Source organism: Ruminococcus sp. CAG:379, assembly GCF_000434255.1.
Lineage (GTDB): Bacteria > Bacillota > Clostridia > Oscillospirales > Ruminococcaceae > Ruminococcus_F > Ruminococcus_F champanellensis.
The window spans coordinates 1-5419 of the sequence record NZ_FR894892.1 but is presented as its reverse complement, the minus strand read 5'-3'; the positions used below and the strand labels follow the sequence as shown (position 1 = coordinate 5419).

At 55.2% G+C, this 5419-nt stretch carries 3 protein-coding genes and 2 tRNA genes; 2 read left to right on the top strand and 3 right to left on the bottom strand.

The genetic code is table 11. The features are described 5' to 3' along the window. The 3 genes from QVO51_RS06075 to QVO51_RS06065 form a co-directional block, all read right to left on the bottom strand. Positions 1-1140 (bottom strand): ROK family transcriptional regulator (locus QVO51_RS06075; RefSeq protein WP_288167919.1); only part of this gene is annotated, 1140 nt, incomplete at its 3' end. A 195-nt stretch (positions 1141-1335) separates the two neighbouring features. Continuing rightward, positions 1336-2256 carry an AEC family transporter gene (locus QVO51_RS06070; RefSeq protein ID WP_015559162.1) on the bottom strand — a complete coding sequence of 307 codons (921 nt, stop codon included), beginning with the start codon at positions 2254-2256 and terminating at the stop codon, positions 1336-1338. Between the two features lie 49 nt (positions 2257-2305). Next, a complete protein-coding gene (locus QVO51_RS06065) occupies positions 2306-4960 on the bottom strand; it encodes a YfhO family protein (RefSeq protein WP_022357649.1) in 2655 nt (884 codons plus the stop codon). Between the two features lie 221 nt (positions 4961-5181). On the opposite strand from QVO51_RS06065, the gene QVO51_RS06060 reads away from it, so the two are divergent. Beyond that, positions 5182-5270 (top strand) — tRNA-Ser (locus tag QVO51_RS06060). A 30-nt stretch (positions 5271-5300) separates the two neighbouring features. Then, positions 5301-5390 (top strand) — tRNA-Ser (locus QVO51_RS06055). Positions 5391-5419 lie beyond the last annotated feature (29 nt).

Genomic DNA, 5419 nt, shown 5'->3' with positions numbered 1-5419 from the left:
GCTGAACTCCAGCATGTCGTTTACGTCCTCCACGCCCAACAGCTCTGCCAGCTTGTTCTTCAGATAATCGAAGCAGTATTCGTTCATCTTGCAGTTGTGCAGCACTACCTTGTCGGCATAATGAGCACAGATCAGGTTGTTGATGAGCACAGCCATGGTATCCAGGGTGTAATGTGCAATCTCCTGTACGCTCTTGTCCCCGTGGGTGTATGCGTCGTTGAACAACTCCTCGGTAATGCGCTCTCTGTCGCCGCCGGTGGCGTTGTACAGGTAGGGCATGGTCTCCTGGGAGTATGCCTCCTTGATGGACTCGATTAATACATGCTCTGCCAGTTCCGCCTTGACGCTGCCATCCGGATAGTCAGGACATGACTTTCCGCCGGGACGCACGATCATCCGCTCCACCCGATCCGTGTGGATCTGGTAATCGGACATCAGACTGTTTTGGTTGAGCACAGCCAGATTGATTTTCTCGCCCAGGGCCAGCAGGATATGATTGAACCGTTTGCCCTCATGGGTTCGGTGATCCTGGGTTGCCATTGCCAGCAGCCCTACAGCATTCCCGCAAAGCACCGGCAGCTCCAGTGCCTTCTGCAACGGGTCTATCACCCTGCGGCAGTACAGTGCGCCGTCCCGGATCCTGATCCGCATCTTGCTCCACATATTGGGCATTACAGCTACGCCCAGACCAAGGATCTTGTTCTTGCTCAGACAGCTGTTGGAAATCATATCATTGCAGGAGGAAACGATAAAGTCCATAACATCCTGGTTTGTGGTTTCCTCGCCGATGGGCATCATAGCCTTGTCCAGCACCTCTGCATCCAGGGTGGACAGACCCACGCTGACATAGCCCTCGGAGATGGTTGCACCCAGTGCGAACTTGTTGGTGGCGTTGATGCCGATGAGAATCTTTCTTCTGCCTTTCTGGAGCTTATCCAGCTCTATGGGAGCCTCGCCCAGCTCCTGCAGTACGCCCTCGGAGATCATTTCATTTGTAATGATGGTGACAGCTGCACGGGTCAGCTGCAGCTGGGAGGCAATGTCCACCCGGGAAATTGCGCCGTTTTCGTGTACGACCCGCAGAATCTGAAGCCGATTCTGTCGCTTGAGGTCAAGTTTACTGATACCTCTTTGTTCCATGTTCTGCACCGCCTTGTCATATAATTTTCGATATGTGTTTATTCCGTCGCCAATGAAATGTAATGACTTTCAGCATTCAGCAGAGATTGTTTTTTATAAATCTGGTGCTTATGAATCTGATTTAGTTCACATTTATTATATCAGATATCAACACCCTACTGGTGTATATACTATGAACTATATGTGTCTAAAATGTTACTTTTCGATCGCTTCTAACAAAACGCCCACCACGGGTAAAGTTAACAAAGAAAATACGGTACTTATCGCAAAGATCTGTGAAGCATATTCCGCATTTTTATCGTTCTGTACCGCAAACAGGGTGCAGGTGATAGCGGTGGGTGCGGCCATGGACAGAACCACAGTGGTAAACACCGCCGGATCCAGGGGCAGGGCAAAGAACATGCCTATGGTGAGCAGAGGCATCAGCAGCAGCTTGTACCCGGCAATCAGATATACCCGCTTTTGCAGCAGTGCCTGCTTCAGACTGCCCTGGGCGATGGTGGCACCGGCAACCAGCATGGCAAGGGGCGTGTTCATGCCGGCAATCTGCTCTAAGGTTTCTGACAGAAAGCCCGGCAGGGTGATCCTGCCGAAAAACAGGATCATGCCCAGGGGGATTGCCAGAATGGCAGGGGAACGCAGCACATGCAGCAGGGAACGGGGATCCCGGCTGCCGGTAACGGACATGATGCCATGGGTCCAGATCAGCAGGTTGAATACGGTAAGGAAGGCGGTCAGATAAAAGACCCCCTCATACCCCAGCAGTGCCTTTACCAGAGGGATCCCCATAAAGCCGCAGTTGGAATATACGGCGGACAGCCGCTCCACGGCGGTTTCCCTGCCGGGCTTGTTCCGGATCAGCAGGGTGGCGAGCCCGATGCCTGCCCCCATGGCAACGGCGGACAGGAGGAATGTCCATCCCAGATTCTGCACCAGCCGCAGCTCCAGCTCCCGGTGATAGGCAAGCAGGATCACGATGGGGTTGACCACCTGCAATACGATGCCGGACAGCTCCTTGACGCCCCGGTCTGTGAGCAGATGCAGCCTGTAGCACAGCATGCCGGCGAGGATCAGCAGCAGCATGATGGCGACCTGGTTGGTGAGGATGGATACCATGGAAAAGCTCCTTTCAAAACAGAACTGCCGCAGACTGCGGCAGTTGGTGTCAGAATATGTTGATGATCATGGTGCAGGCGTAGAATACCACCAGCACGCACCAGAACACTGCCTGCATGAGTCTGCACATCCATTCCGGCGCAAAGGGCGGCTTTTTCCGGCGGATCCGCCGGATCACCAGATACCCGACGGCAGCCAGCGTACCGGCTATGGTGATGCCCAGGGCGAAGTGAAAGCCCCGGGGCACGAAATGCAGCTGGATCTGATTTTCGCCTGGCTCTACCGGAATTGCCATAAAGCAGTCGTCAATGGTCTGGATCTCACAGGGCTTGCCGTTGACGGTGGCGGTGAAGCCCGGATCCCAGGGAATCGCCAGGTACAGGTAGGAGGGGGCGTCCGCTGTGCAGGATGCGGTAATGTCATTGCCGGAGCCCGTTACATAGGCACCGTTGACCTGCTCCAGCGCCTGTTCCATACCATCCAGGTCGATGCCGAATACCCCCATGGAGGATACGGAGATATTGTGCCGCAGTACCACCCGGACGGTGACGTTCTGATTCTCCACCACCCCAAGCTCCAGCAAGCCGTTGCTTTTCTTTTCCGGATAATCCAGGGTCACGAAATGGCCGTTGATGCTGACCGCCACGGATTCGTAGGTATCGGATACAATGGGCGCACCCTCGCAGGTGTCGAACAGGTCAAAGTACAGTGCCTGTCTGCCGGAAACGAAAAAGCTGTAGGAAATGGAGTGATCGGCGCTTTCGCCCACGATATTTACATTGTGCTTGCCGTTCGCATACTCATAGGCGGCGTGGCTCTCCTTCGTAGGCTCGTAGCTGGTGATCATGCTGTCCGTGCCAAACCATGCCTTTGCCAGCGCCTTCTGGTCAGCGATCCGGTCATTGCCTGTGATACCGTTCAGCAGGGCGGGATCGCCGGACTGCACCGTGCCTACGGGCATGCAAAGCTGGTTTTTTGCCAGGCTCAAGCCGCAGTCTGTGGTGGTGGTAAGGGTCTGCCAGGGGGCAAACTCATCCTCCAGGCCGAAAATGTACCGGTTGGCGAGAATGGCATCCGACAGCACTGTGCCGCCGGTGGTGCCGATCTCCATCCAGTAGGAGCTGTACCCCATCTTCTTCATCATCTGCATGGTACGGGAGGCAGTCAGAGAGGTGTAGTGCCCGATGGTATTGTACCCAATGGCACCGATCATATTTACATGGCTGTACTTCCGCTCCATCCGCACCCGGTAATAATCCGGGTCATCGGCGAGATCCGACAGGCTCAGAGTCTGGGCGTAGAGGGTATCCTCCACAGCGGGACGGGCAATGTACACCGACAGATTCAGTCCGCTTTCCAGGGCGAACAGCAGGGACAGGGACACGGTAAGGATCCGCCGGGACAGGAGTCCCTCCCGGTAGAACCGGATGCCGCAGTAGTAGCCGAACAGGGCGATGGACGCAGGGATCAGCAGCAGGAAGAAGGATGCCACACTGTGCCAAAGGGTGTCCGTGTAGCTGCATATGGTGTTGTACCACTGGGTACACAGGATCACGATGGATACGGTCAGAGCGATCAGAATCCCCACCATGGCATAAGCAGCCCGGATGTGTCCCCGACCCTGGGCAGGGGGCGGTGCCGGCTGGGCGGTGAGGATCTCCGCTACCAGGCTCAGACCCAGCAGCACGGTGATATACCCGTACCGGAGGGGATAGCACTGGTAGCTGCCCGTGTGCCAGAGCAGATTCACCGGCTCCAGCAGTACCGGAATCAGCATGAGCATATACATCCACTTGGTGTGGGGCGTGACGGATGCCCGGTGCTTGCCGAACAGGAAAAACAGAGGCACCAGGCAGATGGTGGTACACATGAGCAGGGCGATCTTGTCCCCGATGCTTTTGAACACCAAAGTCTCCCGGAGCTTCTCCATGGTGGTGCCCACTCTGCCGGAGTCCATGACCTGTAGCAGGGAGGGGAGCCAGATCACAGCCGTGATCAGCAGGGCGCATGCGCTGGCGTACACGAACCGGAAGGCGATCTGCTGCCGCCGTGTCTGATCGGACATGAAGTAATATTGCAGCCCTACATATAATATAAGGAATATGCCGATGCTGAAACCCAGATAGTACAGCACCGCTACACAGGCACTGCATGCGCAGATATACCCCAGCATTTTTCCGTCCCGGATCAGAGCGTCCAGAGAGAGCATCAGCAAGGGAAACAGGTACAGCAGATCCAGCCACACCAGGTTTTGATAATACAGCAATCCGTAGCCGCATAGCCCGTAGGTCAGGCTCAGCAGCAGCATCCAGGAGGTGCGCAGAGTGGGATACCGACGCCGCAGATACCAGCCGGCGCTCCAGGCGGCAACCGCCAGCTTCAGCATCACCAGCAGATTCATCAGAGTGAGCATCTGGGATTCCTGCACCAGGCATACCAGCAGGGAGAAGGGGCTTGCCACAAAGAAGAAGTAGACCCCCCACATATTCATGCCTCCGGCGTTTCCTCCGTTGTAGAACATACTGCCGTCTCCGGTGAGCACATGCCGCAGATCCAGCATCAGGGGGATGACCTGCTGCTCCATGTCGCACCAGGCAATGCTTTTGGTGCCGAAGGGGGCAATGCCGCAGACGGTGTAGAAGATGCTGAAAATCAGCAGCATCACCACTGGGGGGAGCAGCCCGCGTATCCATTTATTGTTCATAGGTATAATCCTCGAATTCTGAAAGATTCGGCACACTGCACAAGCCTGCGCAAGGGAGCCTTTCGCCTGTTGCACAGGCATCTTATACTATTGTACAGGCTTTCGCTATGAAAGTCAAGAAACGGAAATATCAAAAATGTGCGAAAAAGGGGTTGACAAAATTGGCGGACTGTGCTAAAATAATAAAGCTGATTCATGTAATCGGTGTATCCGCCATACATGGAGAGGTGTCCGAGTGGTTTAAGGAGCTGGTCTTGAAAACCAGTGATCCCGCAAGGGACCGTGGGTTCGAATCCCACCCTCTCCGCCAACACCCTTGAGAGGACACAACACTGCCATTGGAGAAATACCCAAGTGGTGAAGGGGCTCCCCTGCTAAGGGAGTAGGTCGGGAAACCGGCGCGAGGGTTCAAATCCCTCTTTCTCCGCCATATTCGCACCCCAATTTTGATACAAAGTT